At 69.6% G+C, this 18916-nt stretch carries 16 protein-coding genes; all 16 read left to right on the top strand.

Annotation, left to right across the window (positions count from 1 at the left end; all coding sequences use genetic code 11):
- Positions 1–108: 108 nt before the first annotated feature.
- On the top strand, positions 109–948 hold the full coding sequence (locus IVW53_03765) for a ParA family protein (protein ID MBF6604679.1): 840 nt from the start codon (positions 109–111) through the stop codon (positions 946–948).
- Positions 945–1817 (top strand): ParB/RepB/Spo0J family partition protein, encoded by an 873-nt coding sequence (locus IVW53_03760; protein MBF6604678.1) that lies wholly within the window; start codon positions 945–947, stop codon positions 1815–1817. The genes IVW53_03765 and IVW53_03760 overlap by 4 nt, the downstream gene beginning before the upstream one ends.
- The gene (gene gyrB / locus IVW53_03755) at positions 1814–3772 is read left to right on the top strand and encodes a DNA topoisomerase (ATP-hydrolyzing) subunit B (protein ID MBF6604677.1); all 1959 of its coding nucleotides are present in this window, start codon (positions 1814–1816) and stop codon (positions 3770–3772) included. The genes IVW53_03760 and gyrB overlap by 4 nt, the downstream gene beginning before the upstream one ends.
- A 100-nt stretch (positions 3773–3872) precedes the next feature.
- Positions 3873–4403: a PaaI family thioesterase gene (locus tag IVW53_03750; GenBank protein MBF6604676.1), complete on the top strand. Its 531-nt coding sequence runs from the start codon at positions 3873–3875 to the stop codon at positions 4401–4403.
- A complete protein-coding gene (locus IVW53_03745) occupies positions 4400–5464 on the top strand; it encodes a DNA alkylation repair protein (GenBank protein MBF6604675.1) in 1065 nt (354 codons plus the stop codon). The genes IVW53_03750 and IVW53_03745 overlap by 4 nt, the downstream gene beginning before the upstream one ends.
- A gap of 44 nt (positions 5465–5508) precedes the next feature.
- Entirely contained in the window at positions 5509–8022 is a 2514-nt protein-coding gene (gene gyrA, locus IVW53_03740) for a DNA gyrase subunit A (GenBank protein ID MBF6604674.1), read from the top strand.
- Between the two features lie 45 nt (positions 8023–8067).
- On the top strand, positions 8068–9168 hold the full coding sequence (locus IVW53_03735; GenBank protein MBF6604673.1) for a ribose-phosphate pyrophosphokinase: 1101 nt from the start codon (positions 8068–8070) through the stop codon (positions 9166–9168).
- On the top strand, positions 9165–9416 hold the full coding sequence (locus tag IVW53_03730) for a hypothetical protein (GenBank protein ID MBF6604672.1): 252 nt from the start codon (positions 9165–9167) through the stop codon (positions 9414–9416). Before IVW53_03735 ends, IVW53_03730 begins: the two co-directional genes overlap by 4 nt.
- A 60-nt stretch (positions 9417–9476) precedes the next feature.
- Complete coding sequence (secA, locus tag IVW53_03725; GenBank protein MBF6604671.1) at positions 9477–12503, top strand: preprotein translocase subunit SecA; 3027 nt, start codon at positions 9477–9479, stop codon at positions 12501–12503.
- A 208-nt stretch (positions 12504–12711) separates the two neighbouring features.
- Positions 12712–12936 (top strand): hypothetical protein, encoded by a 225-nt coding sequence (locus tag IVW53_03720; GenBank protein MBF6604670.1) that lies wholly within the window; start codon positions 12712–12714, stop codon positions 12934–12936.
- Positions 12937–14062 (top strand): peptide chain release factor 2 gene (gene prfB, locus IVW53_03715; GenBank protein ID MBF6604669.1). Its coding sequence is split into 2 segments (ribosomal slippage): positions 12937–12996 and positions 12998–14062, totalling 1125 coding nucleotides; the frame shifts between segments, so codons are not numbered across the junction.
- On the top strand, positions 14059–15033 hold the full coding sequence (locus tag IVW53_03710; protein MBF6604668.1) for a GNAT family N-acetyltransferase: 975 nt from the start codon (positions 14059–14061) through the stop codon (positions 15031–15033). Before prfB ends, IVW53_03710 begins: the two co-directional genes overlap by 4 nt.
- A 184-nt stretch (positions 15034–15217) precedes the next feature.
- A complete protein-coding gene (gene ftsE / locus IVW53_03705) occupies positions 15218–15919 on the top strand; it encodes a cell division ATP-binding protein FtsE (protein ID MBF6604667.1) in 702 nt (233 codons plus the stop codon).
- A gap of 9 nt (positions 15920–15928) precedes the next feature.
- Positions 15929–16813: an ABC transporter permease gene (locus IVW53_03700; GenBank protein ID MBF6604666.1), complete on the top strand. Its 885-nt coding sequence runs from the start codon at positions 15929–15931 to the stop codon at positions 16811–16813.
- A 10-nt stretch (positions 16814–16823) separates the two neighbouring features.
- Positions 16824–18170: a S41 family peptidase gene (locus IVW53_03695; protein ID MBF6604665.1), complete on the top strand. Its 1347-nt coding sequence runs from the start codon at positions 16824–16826 to the stop codon at positions 18168–18170.
- A gap of 260 nt (positions 18171–18430) precedes the next feature.
- Complete coding sequence (smpB, locus tag IVW53_03690) at positions 18431–18916, top strand: SsrA-binding protein SmpB (GenBank protein ID MBF6604664.1); 486 nt, start codon at positions 18431–18433, stop codon at positions 18914–18916.

Raw genomic sequence — 18916 nt, 5'->3', positions numbered from 1 at the left:
CGTCCCGAATCCCCCGACCGGCCGCTCTCGGCCGTCGGTCGGCCGAAGAGAAAGCGGGTCCCGATGGTAAGATTCACCATCGTGACCCCGTTCCTCCGTGGTTCCTGAGTGGGCCAGACGATCGCCTGCGCCAACCAGAAGGGGGGCGTCGGGAAGACGACGACCGTCGTCAACCTTGGGACGTACCTCGCCCTCGCCGGGGACCGGGTCCTCATCGTCGATCTCGACCCGCAGGGCAACGCGACGAGCGGGCTCGGCCTCGATCGGGGCACGCTCCGGCGTTCGATCTACGAGGCGCTCATCGGAACCGCCACGCTCGGCGACCTGATCCTGTCCACGGAGGTGCCGCGGCTCTCGATCGTCGGATCGACGATCGAGCTCGCGGGCGCGGAGGTGGAGCTGGCGCCGCTCCCGCAGCGCGAACGGCGGCTCGCGGCGCTCATCGGGCCAGTCGCGCCGCAGTTCGACTACGTGCTCATCGATTGCCCACCGTCGCTCGGCCTGCTCACCGTCAATGCGCTCACCGCCGCCGACGCGGTCCTCATCCCGATGCAGTGCGAGTTCTATGCGCTCGACGGGCTCACCCAGCTCATCGCCACGGTGAACCTCGTGCGTGACAACCTCAATCCAGACCTGGCCGTCAAAGGCGTGGTCCTCACGATGTACGACGCCCGGACGAATCTCTCGGCTGACGTGAGTGACGAGGTCCGGCGGCACCTCCGCGGAGCGGTCTACCGGACCGTCGTGCCGCGGAGCGTCCGCCTTTCGGAGGCGCCGAGCCACGGTCGCCCGATCGCGTTCCATCGACCGGACTCGGCCGGCGCGCTCGCCTACCGGGCCCTCGCCGACGAGATCCGCCTGGCCGACCATCGGCCGGGCACCGGTGCCGTGGCACCGACCGGCGGTGCGGCGCCGACCGCCACTGCGGCGCTCGGGTTGAGCGCATGACGACGAAGTCGGTCCGGCCCGCGAGCGGACTCGGGCGCGGGATCTCGGCCCTCATCCCCCAGCGGACGAGCGCGGTCGCGGCGCCTGCCGAGATCCCGCTCGCACGGATCCGACCCAACCCGTATCAACCCAGGCGCCAGACCGCCTCGGCGGCGATCGACGAGCTTGCCGCGAGCATCCGTGAACACGGCGTCCTCCAGCCGATCCTCGTCACCGAGGTGCTCGACGGCTACCAGCTCGTCGCCGGAGAGCGGCGGTTCCAGGCTGCCCGACTCGCCGGCCTCGAGCGGATCCCGGCGGTGGTCCGCCAGCTCGCGGAGCGCGATCAGCTCGAGCTCGCTCTCGTCGAGAACATCCAGCGCGAGGATCTCAATCCTATGGAGGAGGCTCACGCCTACCGCCAGCTCGTGGATGTCTTCGCGATGACACAGGAACAGATCGCCATCCGGGTCGGCCGCGCCCGGTCGACGATCGCCAATACGCTCCGGCTCCTCGATGCCGATCCGGCCGTCCAGGTCGCGGTCGCCGACGGCTCGATCAGCGAGGGACACGCGCGGGCGATCGGCGGGTTGCCGGGCCCGACCCAGGCAAACCTCCTCCAGGCGATCGTCGGTCGGGACCTGTCCGTTCGACAGACCGAGGCGCTCGCGAAACGCCTCCGCGAGCGACCGACAACCGATCCGCTCGGCAGCGTGACCTCGGCCGCCGTGGATCCGGACCTCGAGCGGGTAGAGGAGGACCTCCGTCGCTCGCTCGGCACGAAGGTTCGACTGGCCCGGACGAGACGCGGTGGGCGCATCGTCATCGAGTACTACAGCGACGAGGAGCTCGGGCGCCTCTACGAACGCCTGACCGGAGGACACGCGTGACCCAGGAACCGAACCGAACGGCCCCCGCGACGGCGTCCCGACGCACACGTGCGAGCGCGGCCGGGAGCGACTACACCGCCGCGAGCATCCAGGTCCTCGAGGGCCTCGAGGCCGTGCGCCGCCGACCGGGCATGTACATCGGCTCCACGGACGTCCGCGGCCTGCACCACCTCGTGTGGGAGGTCGTCGACAACTCGGTCGACGAGGCGATGGCGGGTTACGCGACCCGGATCGACGTCACGATCCTCGCCGACGGGACTGTCGTGGTCCAGGACGATGGGCGCGGCGTACCCGTCGGTCGCCACTCGACCGGCAAGGACGCCCTCGAGGTCGTCCACACGGTGCTCCACGCCGGCGGCAAATTCGGCGGCGGCGGCTACAAGGTGTCCGGCGGCCTCCACGGGGTGGGCGTGAGCGTCGTCAACGCGCTCTCGGAGTGGCTGCGGGTGGAAACCGCCCGCGATGGCGCGGTCTGGTCCCAGGAATACGCGCGCGGCAAGCCGACCACAGCAGTCACGAAGATCGGACCGTCGCACGGTCGACACGGGACGACGACACGGTTCCGGGCGGATCGCGAGATGTTCGAGAGCACGGACTACTCGTGGGAGCTCATCGTCCAGCGGCTTCGCGAGTCCGCCTACCTGACGAAGGGCGTCTGGATCACCCTCATCGACGAACGGGCGGGTCGCGAGCGATCGTTCTACTTCGAGGGCGGCCTCACCTCGTTCGTCCGCCACCTCAACCGGAACAAGGAGGCGCTCCACTCCCGCCCGATCTACGTCGAACGTCGGGATGGGACCACGACCGTCGAGGTCGCCCTCCAGTACAACGACTCCTACACGGAGAACGTCCTCGCCTTCGCGAACAACATCAACACGGTGGACGGCGGGACGCATGTCACGGGCTTCCGGGCCGCGCTCACGAGCTCGCTCAACGACTGGTCGCGTCGGGCCGGGATCCTCAAGGACTCCGACACGAACCTGTCCGGTGACGACGTCCGCGAGGGACTCACCGCCGTGATCAGCGTGAAGCTCGTCGAGCCGCAGTTCGAAGGCCAGACGAAGGCAAAGCTCGGGAACGCCGAGGTGAAGGGCCAGGTCCAGACCGCCGTCGCAGACTCACTCGGCCAGTACCTCGATGAGAACCCGGCCGATGGCCGCCGGATCATCGAGAAGTGCCTGACCGCGGCTCGGGCTCGCGAGGCTGCTCGGAAGGCGCGCGACCTCGTCATCCGGAAGGGCGCGCTCGAGGGGATGTCTCTCCCGGGCAAGCTTGCCGACTGCCAGGAGCGCGACCCGGCGAAGAGCGAGCTCTACCTCGTGGAGGGCGATTCGGCCGGCGGATCCGCGAAGCAGGGCCGGGACCGGCGGTTCCAGGCGATCCTCCCGCTGCGCGGGAAGCTGCTCAACGTGGAGAAGGCGCGCCTCGACAGGATCCTCTCGTCCGAGAACGTCAGACCGCTCATCATCGCCCTCGGGGCCGGGATCGGCGACAGCTTCGACCTCGCCAAACTCCGCTACCACCGGGTCATCATCATGACGGACGCCGACGTCGACGGCGCCCACATCCGGACGCTCCTCCTCACGTTCTTCTACCGCCACATGCCGCAGATCATCGAGCACGGGTACCTCCTCATCGCGCAACCGCCGCTCTATCGCGTGAGCACCGGGAAGGTGACCCGCTACGCGCAGTCGGAGAAGGAGCGGGACGAGATCGTCCGGCAGATGAACGTGAAGTCCGTGTCCGTCCAGCGCTTCAAGGGCCTCGGCGAGATGAACGCCGACCAGCTCTGGGAGACGACGATGAACCCGCAGACGAGGACGCTCCTGCGGGCCGAGATCGAGGACGCCGCCGAGGCTGACGCGATCTTCACGATGCTCATGGGGGAGAAGGTCGCGCCGCGCAAGGACTTCATCAAGTCCGAGGCCCGGAAGGTTCGGAACCTTGACGTCTGAGACATCCTCGCGTCGCGTCACGTCGGCGTCCGTCCCGGCCGCCATGCAGGCGGGATCTGCGACGCCACGAGCCACCGCCTGGTCGGCTCGATCGAGCGCCGTGGCTTCGGCCTTTGCGTTCCGGCCCCATCGCTGCTTCGCCTGCGGCACGCTGAACGAACACGGGCTCCATCTTGTGTTGCACGTGGAACCCGGGCGTTCGTGGACCGAGCTTGCGCTCGGTCCCGAGTTCGAGGGGTGGGAGGGCATCGCGCACGGTGGGATCGTCTGTACGATCCTCGACGAGGTCATGGCCTGGTCGCTCGTCGGCTCGGACAACTGGGGCGTCACGGCCCGGATGAGCGTCGAGTTCCGGCGGCCGGTCCCGATCGGACGCGAGATCCTGGCCGAGGGCTGGGTCGGCCGGTCGCGACGGCGGATCGTCGACACGAGCGCCCGAATCGTCGATCGTGAGAGCGGTGAGGTCCTCGCGACCGCGGATGGCGTGTACCTTGCCGCAGACGCCGCTCGGAAGCTCGAGCTTCAGGAGCGCTACGGAGTCCGTTCGATCGGCGGAGCGCCCGACTCCGTGGACACTCCCGACTCCGTGGACACTCCCGACTCCGTGGCTCGCCTCGACGGCCGCAGATGAGCGCCCCTGCCGTGGATCCGTCCGCCCCCGGCCGATCCGTCGCGAGACGATCCGACGCGACGCCGATCATCGCCCGGCGACGTGGCCGCGCACGATCCGGCGACCAACCGACGACCGATGGCGCTTCCACCATCGTCGCCGTGCGGCGGCCCGCCGCCGAGCGACTCGGCCACTCCCTGGCGGAGCTTGTCGGCGACCCGGACGAGTTCGCCGCGGTGCTGGCAGCCGGCCTGACGGAGCTCGGCGACGACGCATACCTCGCCGGACAGCGTCGCATCGCGCCGGGCATCGGGCCGCTCCTCGGCGTCCGCTGGCCGCTGCTCGCGGCCGTCTCGCGTGGGTTCGGATCCGCCACCCGCGGCGAGCGACCGGGCGCGGCCCTCCTCTTCGTCGCGGACCGCCTCTTCCGCGAACCGACCCTCGAGCCACGCTGGTTCGCGTTCGGCCTGCTCGACCGCCTCGTGCTCGTCGATCCGGAGCGGAGCTGGCAGCTCCTCCGTCGAGCGGCGCGCGAGGCCGGCGACTGGATCACCGTCGACAGCCTCGCCCACCCGGTCGGTCGCGGCATCCTCAGCGAACCCTACCGCTGGGCCGAGCTGGAGCAGCTCGTGTACGCCGCGTCACGCTGGGAGCGCCGGCTCGTCGGCAGCACGATCGCGACGATCCCGTTCATCGACCGGCGGGCCGGCCGGGCTGCGGGGGTCGCCGAGCGTGGCCTCGCGCTCATCCGGGAGCTCATCGGCGACGCCGAGGCGGACGTGGAGAAGGCGCTCGCCTGGGCGCTCCGATCGCTCGTCCTCGTCGATGCGACCGCCGTCGAGCGCTTCCTTGAGGGCGAAGCGGAACGGGCCGTCGAGCAGGCCGACGGACACCGTGCGTGGGTGGTCCGGGAGGCGCTCATCAAGCTCCCGGCCGAGCGAGGAGCGGCGCTGCGCGAGCGACTCGCCGGCATCCGCCGCCATGGTGACACCCGCTCGACCTCGCGCGCCGCCGAGATCGCCGGCCGTTTCGGCGACCTGCCGCACGCTCAGCCTGAACCTGCCAGGAGACCGACCCCGTGACCGACGATCTCGGCGAGATCCGCACCGTCCGCATCGAGGACGAGATGCGGGTGAGCTACCTCGACTATGCGATGAGCGTCATCGTCGCCCGCGCCCTGCCCGACGTCCGCGACGGCCTCAAGCCGGTCCATCGCCGGATCCTCTACACGATGGGGGAGATGGGGCTCTCCGCGACGAGCTCGTTCCGCAAGTGCGCCGCGATCGTCGGCGAGGTCATGGGCAAGCTCCATCCGCACGGCGACGCCGCGCTCTACGACGCCCTCGTCCGGCTCGCCCAGGACTTCTCGATGCGCTATCCGCTCGTCGACGGGCAGGGCAACTTCGGATCGGTCGACGGCGACAGCGCCGCTGCGATGCGGTACACGGAGGCGCGCCTCACCGGCATCGCGGCCGAGATGCTCGCCGACATCGACCGGGAGACCGTCGACTTCGTTGACAACTACGACGGGACCCAGCGCGAGCCGTCCGTCCTGCCGGCCAGGCTGCCGAACCTCCTCATCAACGGTAGCTCGGGGATCGCGGTCGGGATGGCGACGAACATCCCGCCGCATCACCTCGGCGAGATCTGCGACGCGACCGTCGCCCTCATCGACGATCCGGAGCTCACGACGGACGACCTCTGCCGTCACGTCAGCGGGCCGGATTTCCCGACCGGCGGGACCATCTACCGCTTCGAGTCGCGCCGGAACCAGTTCACCGGCGAATGGGAGACGATCGACGCGATCCGCGACATGTACGCCCACGGCCGCGGCCGGGTCGTCATCCGAGCCCAGGTCGCGTTCGAGGAGACGAAGGCGGACCGCATGGCGATCATCGTCTCCGAGCTGCCGTACCAGGTGAACAAGGCGACGCTGCTCGAGAAGATCGCCGACCTCGTGAAGGACAAGCGGATCGAGGGCATCAGCGACCTCCGCGACGAGTCGGATCGCGACGGGATGCGGATCTACGTCGAGATCAAGCGCGACCACAACCCGCACAAGGTGCTGAACAACCTGTTCAAGCACACCCCGATGCAGCTCGCCTTCAACCTCAACATGCTCGCCCTCGTGGACGGTCAGCCCCAGACGCTGCCCCTCAAGGCCGTCCTTCAGCACTACGTCGACTACCGCCGCGACGTGGTCCGACGACGGACCGAGTTCGATCTCCGCAAGGCACGGGCCCGCGCTCATATCCTCGAGGGCCTCAAGATTGCCCTCGACCACCTCGACGAGGTGATCCGGACGATCCGGGCCTCGGCCGACGTGGACCTCGCCCGGACGAACCTCATGGCGGGTTTCGACCTCTCCGAGCTGCAGGCCCAGGCGATCCTCGACATGCGGCTCGCCCGCCTCGCCGCCCTCGAGCGGAAGAAGATCGAGGACGAGTACCTGCAGGTCATCCAGCTCATCGCGGAGCTCGAGGACATCCTCGCCAATCCGGCGCGCGTCCTCTCGATCATCAAAGAAGAGCTCGTCGAGCTGAAGCGCAAGTACGGCGGCGAGCGGCGGACCAGGGTCGTCGACGACTCGAGCCGGGAGATGACGGACGAGGACCTCATCGCCGACGAGGACGTCGTCATCACGATCAGCGGCCGCGGCTACATCAAGCGCCAGCCGGTGGCGACGTACCGGCGCCAGCACCGCGGCGGCAAGGGGATCATCGGCCACGTGACCCGCGAGGAGGACGCGGTGGAGCACCTCCTCGTCGCGAACACCCACGACTGGGCCCTGTTCTTCACCAATCGCGGTCGCGTCTTCAGCAGCAAGGTCCACCAGATCCCCGATGCGAGCCGCCAGGCGAAGGGCATCCCGATCATCAACCTCCCGGGCGTCCAGGTGGAGGCCGGCGAGGTCCCGCTCGCGACGATCACCCTCTCGGACTTCACGGCCGGACGGTTCCTCGTCCTCGCGACCCGCAACGGGATCGTCAAGAAGACGCCGCTCGAGCAGTTCGAGAAGGTCCGCTCCAGTGGCATCCGGGCGATCACGGTCGCCGAGGACGACGAGCTCGCCTGGGTCGACGTCGCGACCGGCGGCAGCGACGTCCTCCTCGCCACCGCCCAGGGCAAGCTCGCCCGGTTCCACGAAGCGGAGGTCCGGGCCATGGGCCGGGATGCGGCGGGCGTCATCGGGATCCGTCTCGCCCGCAAGGGTGACGGCGTCGTCGCGATGAGCGTCGTCCAGCCCGAGGCGGACCTGCTCGTGCTCACCGAGACCGGCTACGGCAAGCGCGTGCCCCTCACCGGGTTCCGGGTCAAGCATCGGGGCGGCCAGGGGGTCCAGCTCATCAGTCTCGAGGGCCGCAAGACGGGCGACGTCGCGGCGGTCCAGCAGGTCACGGACGCGGATGAGGAGCTCATCCTCATCAGCGCCGGCGGGCAGGTCATCCGGACCGAGACGAACACGATCAACCGCTACTCGTCGAGTGCCCGCGGGGTCATCGTCATGCGCCTCGAGTCGGGCGATCGGGTCGTCGGCATCGCCGCCTTCCGGGCGGGGCTGGCGGACCGGGGGGTCATGGGCGACAATGGCGATCCCGACGGGACGGATCCGGTCGACGCCGGGGGCACGCGATCCTGAGCCCAGGCCGGGGCTCAGGGCGCGGCCCGGGATCAGGAGGCGCCGGTGTACGCGGACCAATTCGAGATCTACCACGGCAACGCGAACCCGGACCTGGCTGACAAGATCTGCCGCTACCTCGGGACGCAGCCTGGCAGGGTCGAGGTGTTCCAGTTCGCCAACGAGAACATCTTCGTCAAGATCCTCGACAACGTCCGCGAAAAGGACGTCTTCCTCGTCCAGCCGACGTGCCACCCGGTCAACCAGTCGATCATGGAACTCCTCATCATGATCGACGCGTTCAAGCGGGCGAGCGCCGGACGCATCACCGCGGTCCTGCCGTTCTACGCCTACGGGCGATCTGACAAGAAGGACCAGCCGCGCGTTCCGATCACCGCCCGCCTCGTGGCGGACATGATCACGGTCGCCGGCGCGGACCGGGTCCTCACGATGGACCTCCACCAAGGCCAGATCCAGGGCTTCTTCAACATCCCGGTCGACGAGCTGACGGCGGTTCACCTCCTCTCCAACTACTTCATCCACAAGCACATCGAGCGGCCCGTCGTCGTGACGGACCTCGGCTTCGCGAAGCGCGCCCGGACGTTCGCCGAACTGCTCGGCGCACCGCTGGCGATCATCGAGAAACGCCGCCAGGGCAACCTCGACAAGGCCGAGCTGATGAACGTCATCGGCGATGTCCGGGGTCGCCGGGCGATCATCGTCGACGACGAGATCGACACGGCCGGCACGCTCTTCGAGATCGTCACCGCGCTCGAGCGGGAGGGCGTCGACGAGATCTACGCCTGCGCCACCCACGGCGTCCTGTCCGACCCGGCGGTCGACAAGATCCGGGCCTCGAGCCTCCGCGAGGTCGTCCTTACCGACTCGATCCCGCTCCCGCCGGCGAAACGCCTCCACCAGATCACGACGCTGTCCGTCGCCCCGCTCATCGGCGAGGCGATCAAGCGCATTCATCGCGGTGAGTCCGTCGGGGCGCTGTTCAGCAGCGAGGTCACCTTCACCCAGGAGATGACCTTCTGGGAGGGTGGCGAGCAGCGCTCGGTCGATGTCCGCACCCACCACCCGGAGATCGGCGACACAAGCGAGAGTGGGAAGCCCGGCACGCCCTCCATGCTCGCCCCGGCAACGAAGGTGGGAGATCGATGACCCTCCAGCTCCATCGACCGGACGGCAAGGGCGGCATCGAGCCGCGGCAGGCCACCGATCAGAACTGGCGCCGGGCGCTGCGGTCGTCCCGGTGGGGGAGCGGCAACCGGCGCGGCCATCTCACGCCCCTCGCGAACCCGGAGATGAACCCGACCCGGACGGCAATCTCCGTCGGGTTCTGGCTCTTCCTCGCCGTCCTGACGTTCGTCCTCCTCGTCGCTGGGTACGGCAGCGGCTTCTGGCGCTGACCGGCCGCGCCCGGCGGGCGCGGGGGTCGTCCAACCGGCTCCCCGTATACTTCACCGGCCATGGTGCTTGGATTCCTCAACCGATTCGTCGACTCGAACGACCGCGAGGTCCGGCGGATCCAACCCCTCGTCGACGAGACGAACGCCCTCGAGACCGAGTTCGAAGCGCTCTCCGATGCGGAGATCCGGAGCCGGATCGACGAGATCCGGGAGGAGATCCGCGGGGCGGCGGTCCCGGACGAGCCGTCGGACGACGAGCTCGAGCATCCGGATCCCGAACGGCGTCGCGAGATCGCGAAGGCCCGCCGGAAGCGGGAGCGCGAACGCGTCCAGCGGGCGATGGACGAAGCGCTCCCGGAGGTCTTCGCGGCGACCCGGGAGGCGATGCGGCGGACGCTCGGGATGCGCCATTTCGACGTCCAGCTCATCGGCGGGGCGGTCCTCCACCAGGGCAAGATCGCCGAGATGAAGACGGGCGAGGGCAAGACGCTCATCGCGCCGCTCGCCGCGGTCCTCAACAGCATGTCCGGCCGGGGCGTCCACGTCGTGACGGTCAACGACTACCTCGCCCGCCGCGACCCGCAATGGATGGGCCCCGTCTTCCACTTCCTCGGGGTGAGCGTGGGGATGATCACCCACGACGCGAGCTATGTCTTCGAACCCGGCTACCCCACGTCGGATGAACGGCTCGTCAACCTCCGTCCGGTGGAACGACGGGAGGCGTACGCCGCCGACGTCACCTACGGCACGAACAACGAATTCGGCTTCGACTACCTCCGCGACAACATGGTCGTCGAGCTCGAACAGCGGGTCCAGCGCGATCGGGCCTTCGCGATCGTCGACGAGGTGGACAACATCCTCATCGACGAGGCCCGGACGCCGCTCATCATCAGTGGTCAGGCGGAGGAATCGGCGGACAAGTACTTCACGTTCGCGCGGATCGTCCCGCGCCTGACCGGCCGGGCCGAGGGCGAGGAGGAGGGCGGCGACTACTTCGTCGATCTCAAGGACCGCGCGGTCAGCCCCACCGAGGAAGGCATCCACAAGATGGAGGGCTGGCTCGGCGTCCCGAACCTCTACGACACCGACCCGACCCTCGCCCGCCATTTCGAGCAGGCCCTGAAGGCGCACGCCCTCTACAAGCGGGATCGCGACTACATCGTCAAGGACGGCGAGATCATCATCGTCGACGAGTTCACCGGCCGTCAGATGCCGGGCCGGCGCTGGAGCGAGGGGCTCCATCAGGCGATCGAGGCCAAGGAGGGCCTCCGCGTCCAGCGCGAGAGCGTGACCATGGCGACGATCACCTTCCAGAACTACTTTCGCCTCTACGACAAGCTCGCCGGCATGACCGGGACGGCAATGACCGAGGCGGAGGAGCTCTCGAAGATCTACAACCTCGAGGTCGTCGCCATCCCGACCCACCGGGAGATGATCCGCGAGGACGATCCGGATCTCGTGTTCCGCAACGAGACCGGCAAGTTCAACGCCCTCATCGACGAGATCGTCGAGATGCAGGGGGCGGGCCGTCCGGTCCTCGTCGGGACGGTGAGCGTCGAGAAGAGTGAGATCCTGTCTCAGATGCTGAAGCGGCGCGGCATCAGGCACGAGGTCCTCAACGCGAAGTTCCACGAGAAGGAGGCCCCGATCGTCGCCCAGGCGGGCCGGACCGGCGCGGTGACGATCGCGACGAACATGGCCGGCCGTGGCACGGACATCCTCCTCGGCGGCAATCCGGCCGGGCTCGCGTCGGAGATCCTCCACCGCCGCGGCCTCAACCCGGCCGAGGTGGACGCGGAGACGTACGCGGCGGCGCTGGAGGAGGCGAAGGCGACCTGCGACGAGGACCACCGGCGGGTGGTCGAGGTGGGCGGCCTCCACATCATCGGGACGGAACGGCACGACAGCCGCCGGATCGACAACCAGCTGCGCGGCCGGGCCGGCCGGCAGGGCGATCCGGGATCGAGCCGCTTCTACCTGTCGCTCGACGACGACCTCATGAAACGCTTCGCCTCGGAGCGGGTCGCCGGGCTCATGGAGCGGATGGGGCTCGAGGACGACGTGGCCATCGAGTCGCGGCTCGTGAGCCGGACCATCGAAGGTGCCCAGACCCGGGTCGAGGGCTTCAACTTCGACATGCGAAAGCGGGTCGTTGAGTTCGACGACGTCATCAACAAGCAGCGCGAGACGATCTACGCGGAGCGCGACAAGGTGCTCCGCAACGAGGACCTCGGTGCGACCGTGCTCGTCTTCCTCGACGACGAGATCGATGCCCTCACGGACACCTTCGCCGCCTCCGAGGCGCCGGTCGAATGGAACCTCGAGGGGCTCTCGGCCGCGCTCCGGGCGATGGGTCTCGACGGGGAGCGGACGAGCGAGGACGCCCTCGCGGAGATCCCGTCGCGGGACCAGCTCATGGGCCACCTCAGGGAGCTCGTGGATGCGACCCTCGGCGCCAAGGCGGCCGAGGTCGGCGAGACGGACTGGTCCCTCGTCGAGCGGCTCGTCCTCCTCCGCACGATCGACTCGCTCTGGATCGAGCACCTCACCGAGCTCGACGACATGCGGCGCGGCATCGGCCTGCGCGGATACGCCCAGCAGGATCCACTGAACGAGTTCAAGAAAGAGGCGTTCGCCCTCTACGAGGAGCTGCGGTCGCTCATCCGTCATCAGGTCGCGACGACGATCTTCCGCGTGACCGTCACCCGGAATCCGCCACCCGCCGCCCAGGAGGCGCAGCTGGCCGCGGATCTCGCGGCGGGTGCTTCGGCGGTGCGATCGGCCGGCACGAGCGGAAGCGGACCGTCGGGCTCGACGACGAGCGACGGTGCCGACGCCGACGGACCGCGGTCGATCTCGGCCTCCACGTCGACCTCCACGGGCTCCGAAGGGCTCGTGACCCGGGGTCTCCCTTCGAACCCGACGAGTCGGGCCACCGCATCGACCGGGGGCCTGACCGGCGGAGGTGCCAGTGGCGGGAACGGTGCTCAGCGGCCCGGCTTCGCGCCCGACGGATCGCGGATCGGACGGAACGATCCGTGTTTCTGCGGATCCGGCCTGAAATACAAGAAGTGCCACGGCCGCTGACCGTCGCGCACCTGGACCGGGTCGGCCACGAAACACTCGGAAAAGGATGGTCCTGACCTCTTGGCGCGCCCGGATTGACCCCCTATACTGGGCCAAATCCACCGTTCGGCGAACGATCCGCGCACGACCGAGCCCATGCCACGTGCCGTCCGTCCGCCTTCACGCCGCCCGCACGCCACGTTCCGCCGGTCGAGGAGAGAGGGACCACGTGAAGCAGGCTGAGGAAGCAGCGTTCGTCGACCTCATCGCCTGTGAGCGCGATTGCCGCACCTGCAGCTATGCGGCGGCCCTCGACTGCGACGGGAACTGCGGGGTCTGCCCCCACAACGGCTATTGCCCATGCGTGAACCCCGTCGTCGCCCGGAGCAAGACCGCCCTGCGGCTCATCGAGCTCCGTCCGATCCTGCTCCAGGATATCCAGGGGCGCGGCTAGGTGGACACCGCCGCCGTCCGCGACCTGGCGGAGCGGATCCGGTCGACCTCGGGGCGGCTTTGACCTTCCCGCCAGGGAGACACGCCTCGCCGAACTCGACGCACTGACGAGCGCGCCCGGCTTCTGGGACGACCAGCGGGTCGCGCAGCGGGTCCTCCGGCAGGCGGACGGGCTGCGGACGGAGATCGATCTGTGGCGGTCGCTCGCCCGACGTGCGGACGATCTCGTCGAGCTCCTCGACCTCGTCGCGGAGGCGGACGACCCGGAGTTGACGGCCGAGGTTGAGCGCGACGTCGCCGACCTGTCGGCGACCTTCGATCGGGAACGGACCGCCCTCCTCTTCTCCGGCGAGTACGACGAGCGGTCGGCACTCATCACGATCATCGCCGGCGTCGGCGGGACGGAGGCGACGGACTGGGCGGAGATGCTCGTCCGGATGTACCTGCGCTGGGCGGAGCGGCATCGGTTCGCGACGGAGATCGTCGACCAGCTCGAGGGCGAGCAGGCCGGGCTCAAGAGCGCGACGATCGCGGTGGAGGGGCGCCGGGTGTACGGCTGGCTCCGTGCCGAGCGGGGCGTCCACCGCCTCGTCCGGATCAGCCCCTTCGACTCCCAGAAGCGACGCCAGACGACGTTCGCCCTCGTCGAGGTCCTGCCCGAGGTCGAGGAGGACGACACGGACGTCGAGCTCGACTGGGACGACATCCGCGTCGACACGTACCGCTCCCAGGGCGCCGGTGGACAGCACGTCAACAAGACGGATTCGGCCGTCCGCCTCACCCACCTGCCGACCGGGATCGTGGCCCAGAGCCAGAACGAGCGATCGCAGACGCAGAACAAGGAGACCGCGGTCAAGGTCCTCAAGGCGCGGCTCCTCGAGAAGCGGCTCGAGGAAAAGGAGGCTGAGCTCCGTCAACTCAAGGGCGAGCACGTGACGGCGGGCTGGGGCAACCAGATCCGGAGCTATGTGCTCCACCCCTACCAGATGGTGAAGGACCTTCGAACGGCATTCGAGACGTCGAACACGACGGCCGTCCTCGACGGCGATCTCGACGGGTTCATGCAGGCGGAGCTCGAACGCCTCGCGACCGGGGCACCGCTCGCCGGGGAGGATGACGGGGAATGACGGTTCGCCGCGGGACGCAGGTCGCCGACCTTCGCCCGGCGGTCGCGGCAGACCTGCCGGCGTGCGCGGCGGTCTGGCACGTCGCCCTCGCCGAGTATCTCGGGCGGCTCGGCCAACCCGATCCCGTCGGCGACGTCGGAGCGATCACGGCTCTGTACGACCACCTCCTCGCCACGGACCCGGAGACCTTCATCGTCGCGACACGTCCGGACGAGGACGCTCCGGGCGGAGAGCGCGTCGTGGGGTTCGTGGTGGCCCTCCGCCGTCGCGACGTGTGGTTCCTCTCGATGCTCTTCGTCCTGCCGGAGGAGCAGGGCCTCGGTCTCGGGCGAGCCCTGCTCGAGGCGGTGGTCCCGGTGTTCGGCTCCGCGCGGGCGAGGGCGACCGCGACCGACAGCGCGCAGCCGATCTCGAACGCACTGTACAGCCGCTTCGGGATGGTGCCCCGCGTGCCGCTTCTCCATCTGCTCGGCGATGTCCACCGGCCGGAGCGACTTCCGGACCTGCCGGACGGGATCCGCAGCGTTCCGTTCGAGGAGATCGCCGCCGTCGGGGCGGGCGGGTCGGGCCATCGCGAGCTGGCCGAGACGGTCGGGCGGATCGACCGCGAGATCGTCGGCTTCGATCACCCGGACGACCATCGGTTCCTCCGGCTTGCCGGGCGGCAGGGTCGGCTGTTCATCGACCGTGCCGGGGAGTCGATCGGCTATGGCTACGCGGCGCCATCCGGGCAGCTCGGACCGCTGGCCGTCCTCGATCCCGCACTCGTCGCCCCGGCTCTCGGGCGCCTCGTCCGGTCCGTGACGCCGCGTGGCGCGTACGCCGTCTGGGTCCCGGGCGCAGCCGCGGCGACGGCGATGGCCCTGCTCGAGGCCGGACTCAGGCTCGAGAGCTTCCCGATCCTCCTCTGCTGGGACGAGCCGATCGCGGACTTCGCGCGGTACCTGCCGATCTCCCCCGGCCTCCTCTGACCGGCGGCCCCGCGACGACCGCGTTTCGGCGCGCTCGGAGAGGCGGTGGTAGCCTCTGACGGACGTGACCCACGCACCCCCTGCGGCCACAACCCGACCCGTCCGGGTCGTCGCGCCCGCGCTCGATGACGACCGCTGGACGGCGAGCGTGCCGCTGGCCGTCCGGCCGATCGGCGGCGCCGACGTGGCCCGTCGTCCGGTCGTCGTGCTCCATGACGTCGCCAAGGAGTATCCGAACGGGAGGATCGCCCTTCGCGACGTCGACCTCGTCGTGCCGGAGGGGGACTTCGTGTTCCTCGTCGGGCCGTCCGGTGCCGGCAAGTCCACCCTCATCAAGCTCCTCATCCGCGAGGAGCTCCCGACGAGGGGCCAGGTCGTCCTCGACGGTCAGGATCTCGCCCGGCTGCCCCGCCGCCACGTCGCGAAGGTGCGGCGCCGCATCGGCACCGTGTTCCAGGACTTCAAGCTGCTCCCGACGAAGACCGTCTGGGAGAACGTCGCCTTCGCGCTCGAGGTGACCGGCACTCCGCGGCGACGGATCGGTCCGGCGGTGGACGGGGTCCTCGCGGTCGTGGGACTCTCCGAACAGGCCCGCCAGCTGCCGAGCCAGCTGTCCGGCGGGGAGAAGCAGCGGACGGCGATCGCCCGCGCCCTCGTCCACGACCCGCGGATCCTCATCGCCGACGAACCGACGGGCAACCTCGATCCGCTCATCAGCTGGGAGATCATCCAGCTCCTCCTCCGCGTGCACGAGCTCGGCGTGACCGTCCTCATGGCGACCCACAATGCGGAAGTCGTCACGGCCCTCCGCAAACGCGTCGTCGCGCTCGAGGACGGACGGATCGTGCGCGACGAGGTCGGCGGGGCCTATCACCGTGAGGATTGAGGCCGGCCGGTGATCGGCTTCATCGCCTTCAGCCTTCGGCGGGCCTGGCAGGGGTTCTGGCGGAACACCGCCATGAGCCTGGCGGCCACGGCGACGATGGTCTTCATGCTCGTCCTCCTCGCCGGGTTCTGGGTCGTCCAGACCGGCCTCACCGCCGGCATCGATTTCGTCGAGCAGAAGGTCCAGGTCGTCGCGTACCTCAAGGACGGCGTGAGCCAGGCTGACATCGCGGCGGTCGAGACACAGGTCCGGGCGCTCCCCGAGGTCGCCCAGGTGGACTACGTCTCGAAGGATCAGGCGGCGGCCGACTTCCGGGCCCGGGAGGCCCAGGCGGGGCATGGGGACCTGACCGCATATCTCGACACGAACCCGTTCCCGGCAAGCCTCCAGGTCCGCCTCCAGGACCCGAAGCAGTACGGCTCGGTCGTCGACCTGCTCACCACCGAGTCGATCGTCGACCACGTGAACCCGGTCCAGAGCATGGTCGACCGGCTGCTCACCGTGACCTCGATCCTCCGCACGGCGGGCGTCGTCATCCTCGGGCTCGTCGGCCTCACCTCGCTGTTCATCGTGATCAACACGATCCGCCTCGCCGTCGTGGCCCGGGCCGACGAGATCGAGATCATGCGGCTCGTCGGTGCGTCGGACGCCTTCGTCCGCTGGCCGTTCATCTTCGAGGGCGCCCTCGTCGGGCTCATCGGCGCGGCGGTCACCCTCGGCCTGTTCGCCCTCGTCGCCGACCCGGTGAGCCGTGTCCTCACCTCGTTCTTCCAGGTCCTGCCGCTGCGCCTCGGCTCGATCGTCCGCGACGTCGTCGTCCTCGTCCTCGGGACCGGCGTCGGCCTCGGTGCGTTCGGGGCGTGGATCTCCGTGCGGAGCTACCTGGCCCGCTGAGGAGACGCGGATGAGCGGGATCGAGCTCGAGGGCGGGGCATCGGACGCCGCCGTGGACTCCCCACCGGGGGCATCCCCGGCGGTGAACCGTCGTCGCGCTGCGCCGACGATCGTAGCGACCATCCTCGTCGCGGTCGTGGCCGGCAGCGGCCTGTTCGCCGCCGGGTTCGCGCTCGGCGACCAGACGTCGAGCGAACCCGGGACCCCGGCCGGCGCCGCGCGGGCCTTCCAGCCGTTCTGGGACACGTACGCGGCGATCACCGAGCACTACGCAGGCACGCCCGTCAGCGTCAGGCAGCTGGTCGACGGCGCGATCAAGGGGATGCTGGCCGCACTCGGCGACCCGTTCAGCTTCTATATGAGCCCGTCCGATTTCACGAGCTCGCTCCAGGGACTCGCCGGCCAGTTCGAAGGGATCGGTGCGACGATCGCGTCACGGCGGCCTGACGGGACCGAGGGCTGCACCTCACTCGGGCCCGCCTGCGCGCTCATCGTCGTCGCGCCGCTGCCGGGGTCCCCGGCGGACCAGGCCGGTCTCCGCGCTGGCGATCGGATCACTGCCGTCGACGGCGCGACCGTCGACGGCGCGACCGTGGACGCGACCCTCGCCAGGGTCCGTGGGCCGAAGGGGACGGTCGTGACACTGACGATCGTCCGCGGTGCCGCCGCGCCCGTGGCGATCGCGATCACCCGCGCCGTCATCGTCCAGCCGGAGATCGTCGCGAAAGCCCTTGCCGGCGGGCGGGTCGGCTACATCCGCCTCAACGGCTTCTCGGACAACTCGACCGCCCAGTTCGTGAGCGCCCTCACCGCTGACGTCAAGGCGGGCCAGAAGGCGATCGTCCTCGATCTCCGCGGCAACCTCGGGGGATATGTGACCGCGGCCCGGACGATCGCGAGCCAGTTCATCGCCTCGGGGCCGATCTTCTGGGAGAAGGCGGCGACCGGCGACCCGATCCCGACACCCGCCCTTCCCGGCGGCGTCGCCACCGACCCGACCATTCGGCTCGCCGTCCTCATCGACAGGAACAGCGCCTCCGCGAGCGAGATCGTCGCCGGGGCGCTCCAGGACACCAGGCGCGGCACGCTCGTCGGCCAGCAGTCGTACGGCAAGGGGACGATCCAGCAGTTCCTCCCGCTCGACGATGACAACGGCGGCTTCCGCCTCACGATCGCCCGCTGGCTCACCCCGAACCAGCGCTGGATCAACAAGGTCGGCCTCGCGCCGGACGTCGTCGTGCCGGTCGACGCGGCGGCCGCGGCCGGCGGGACGGGGGACGCCGTCCTCGATCGCGCGCTCCAGGTGCTCGGCTTCGGCGGGACGGCGCGGGCCCCTGGACGGGCGAAGGCCGCCTGACCGTCCCGGCTCTTGCGCCATCGGGCGGGCTCGGGTAGGGTTCCCTCGAACGAAAGGAGGTGATGTGCAGTGATCGACAGTACGCGTAGCTGCACCACCTCGCAGGAGATGGCCGTTTAGTCGGACACCCTGCGTGGTGGCGAAGCACTCGAACGCCGGTCCGCACAGGGCCGGCGTTCCTGCGTTCGGACTCCGGATCGGCGGCCACCCCCGCGCCGTTCGCCCCGATCCCCCACCCTCGGACCGAAGGAGCCATCTCCATGAGCGGCGACGGGACCATCGCCGTCAATCGCCGGGCCCGGCACGACTATCACATCGACGAGACGTTCGAGGCCGGCCTCGTCCTCACCGGAACGGAGATCAAGTCAATCCGCGCCAACAAGGTCAACCTCGCGGGGGCCTACGCGCGGGTCGAGGGCGGCGAAGCCTGGCTCATCGGCGCCCACATCGCCCCGTACGAGCAGGCGAGCCGCGACAACCACGAGCCCCGGCGGACCCGCAAGCTCCTCCTCCACCGGTCGGAGATCGACGAGATCGTCGGTCGCGCCAGGCAGAAGGGCCAGACGATCGTGCCGCTGCGGCTCTACATCAGCCGCGGCCGGGCGAAGCTCGAGCTCGGGCTCGGCCGTGGCAAGCAGCTCTACGACAAGCGGCGCGACATCGCCGAGCGGGACGCGAAACGCGAGGTGGCCCGTGAGTTCGCCGAGGCGCGACGACGCCAGGGGTCCGGTCGGGACGGAGGCTGA

The sequence above is a fragment of the Chloroflexota bacterium genome (assembly GCA_015478725.1).
GTDB lineage: Bacteria > Chloroflexota > Limnocylindria > Limnocylindrales > CSP1-4 > C-114.
Note: the sequence above shows the minus strand (reverse complement) of the source record. Positions and strands in the feature narration are given on the sequence as shown.

Coding starts and splice junctions, on each gene's coding strand:
- smpB (MBF6604664.1), top strand. CDS start 18,431: ATGAGCGGCGACGGGACCATCGCCGTCAATCGCCGGGCCCGGCACGAC.
- IVW53_03695 (MBF6604665.1), top strand. CDS start 16,824: ATGAGCGGGATCGAGCTCGAGGGCGGGGCATCGGACGCCGCCGTGGAC.
- IVW53_03745 (MBF6604675.1), top strand. CDS start 4,400: ATGAGCGCCCCTGCCGTGGATCCGTCCGCCCCCGGCCGATCCGTCGCG.
- IVW53_03730 (MBF6604672.1), top strand. CDS start 9,165: ATGACCCTCCAGCTCCATCGACCGGACGGCAAGGGCGGCATCGAGCCG.
- secA (MBF6604671.1), top strand. CDS start 9,477: ATGGTGCTTGGATTCCTCAACCGATTCGTCGACTCGAACGACCGCGAG.
- gyrA (MBF6604674.1), top strand. CDS start 5,509: ATGCGGGTGAGCTACCTCGACTATGCGATGAGCGTCATCGTCGCCCGC.
- IVW53_03760 (MBF6604678.1), top strand. CDS start 945: ATGACGACGAAGTCGGTCCGGCCCGCGAGCGGACTCGGGCGCGGGATC.
- IVW53_03710 (MBF6604668.1), top strand. CDS start 14,059: ATGACGGTTCGCCGCGGGACGCAGGTCGCCGACCTTCGCCCGGCGGTC.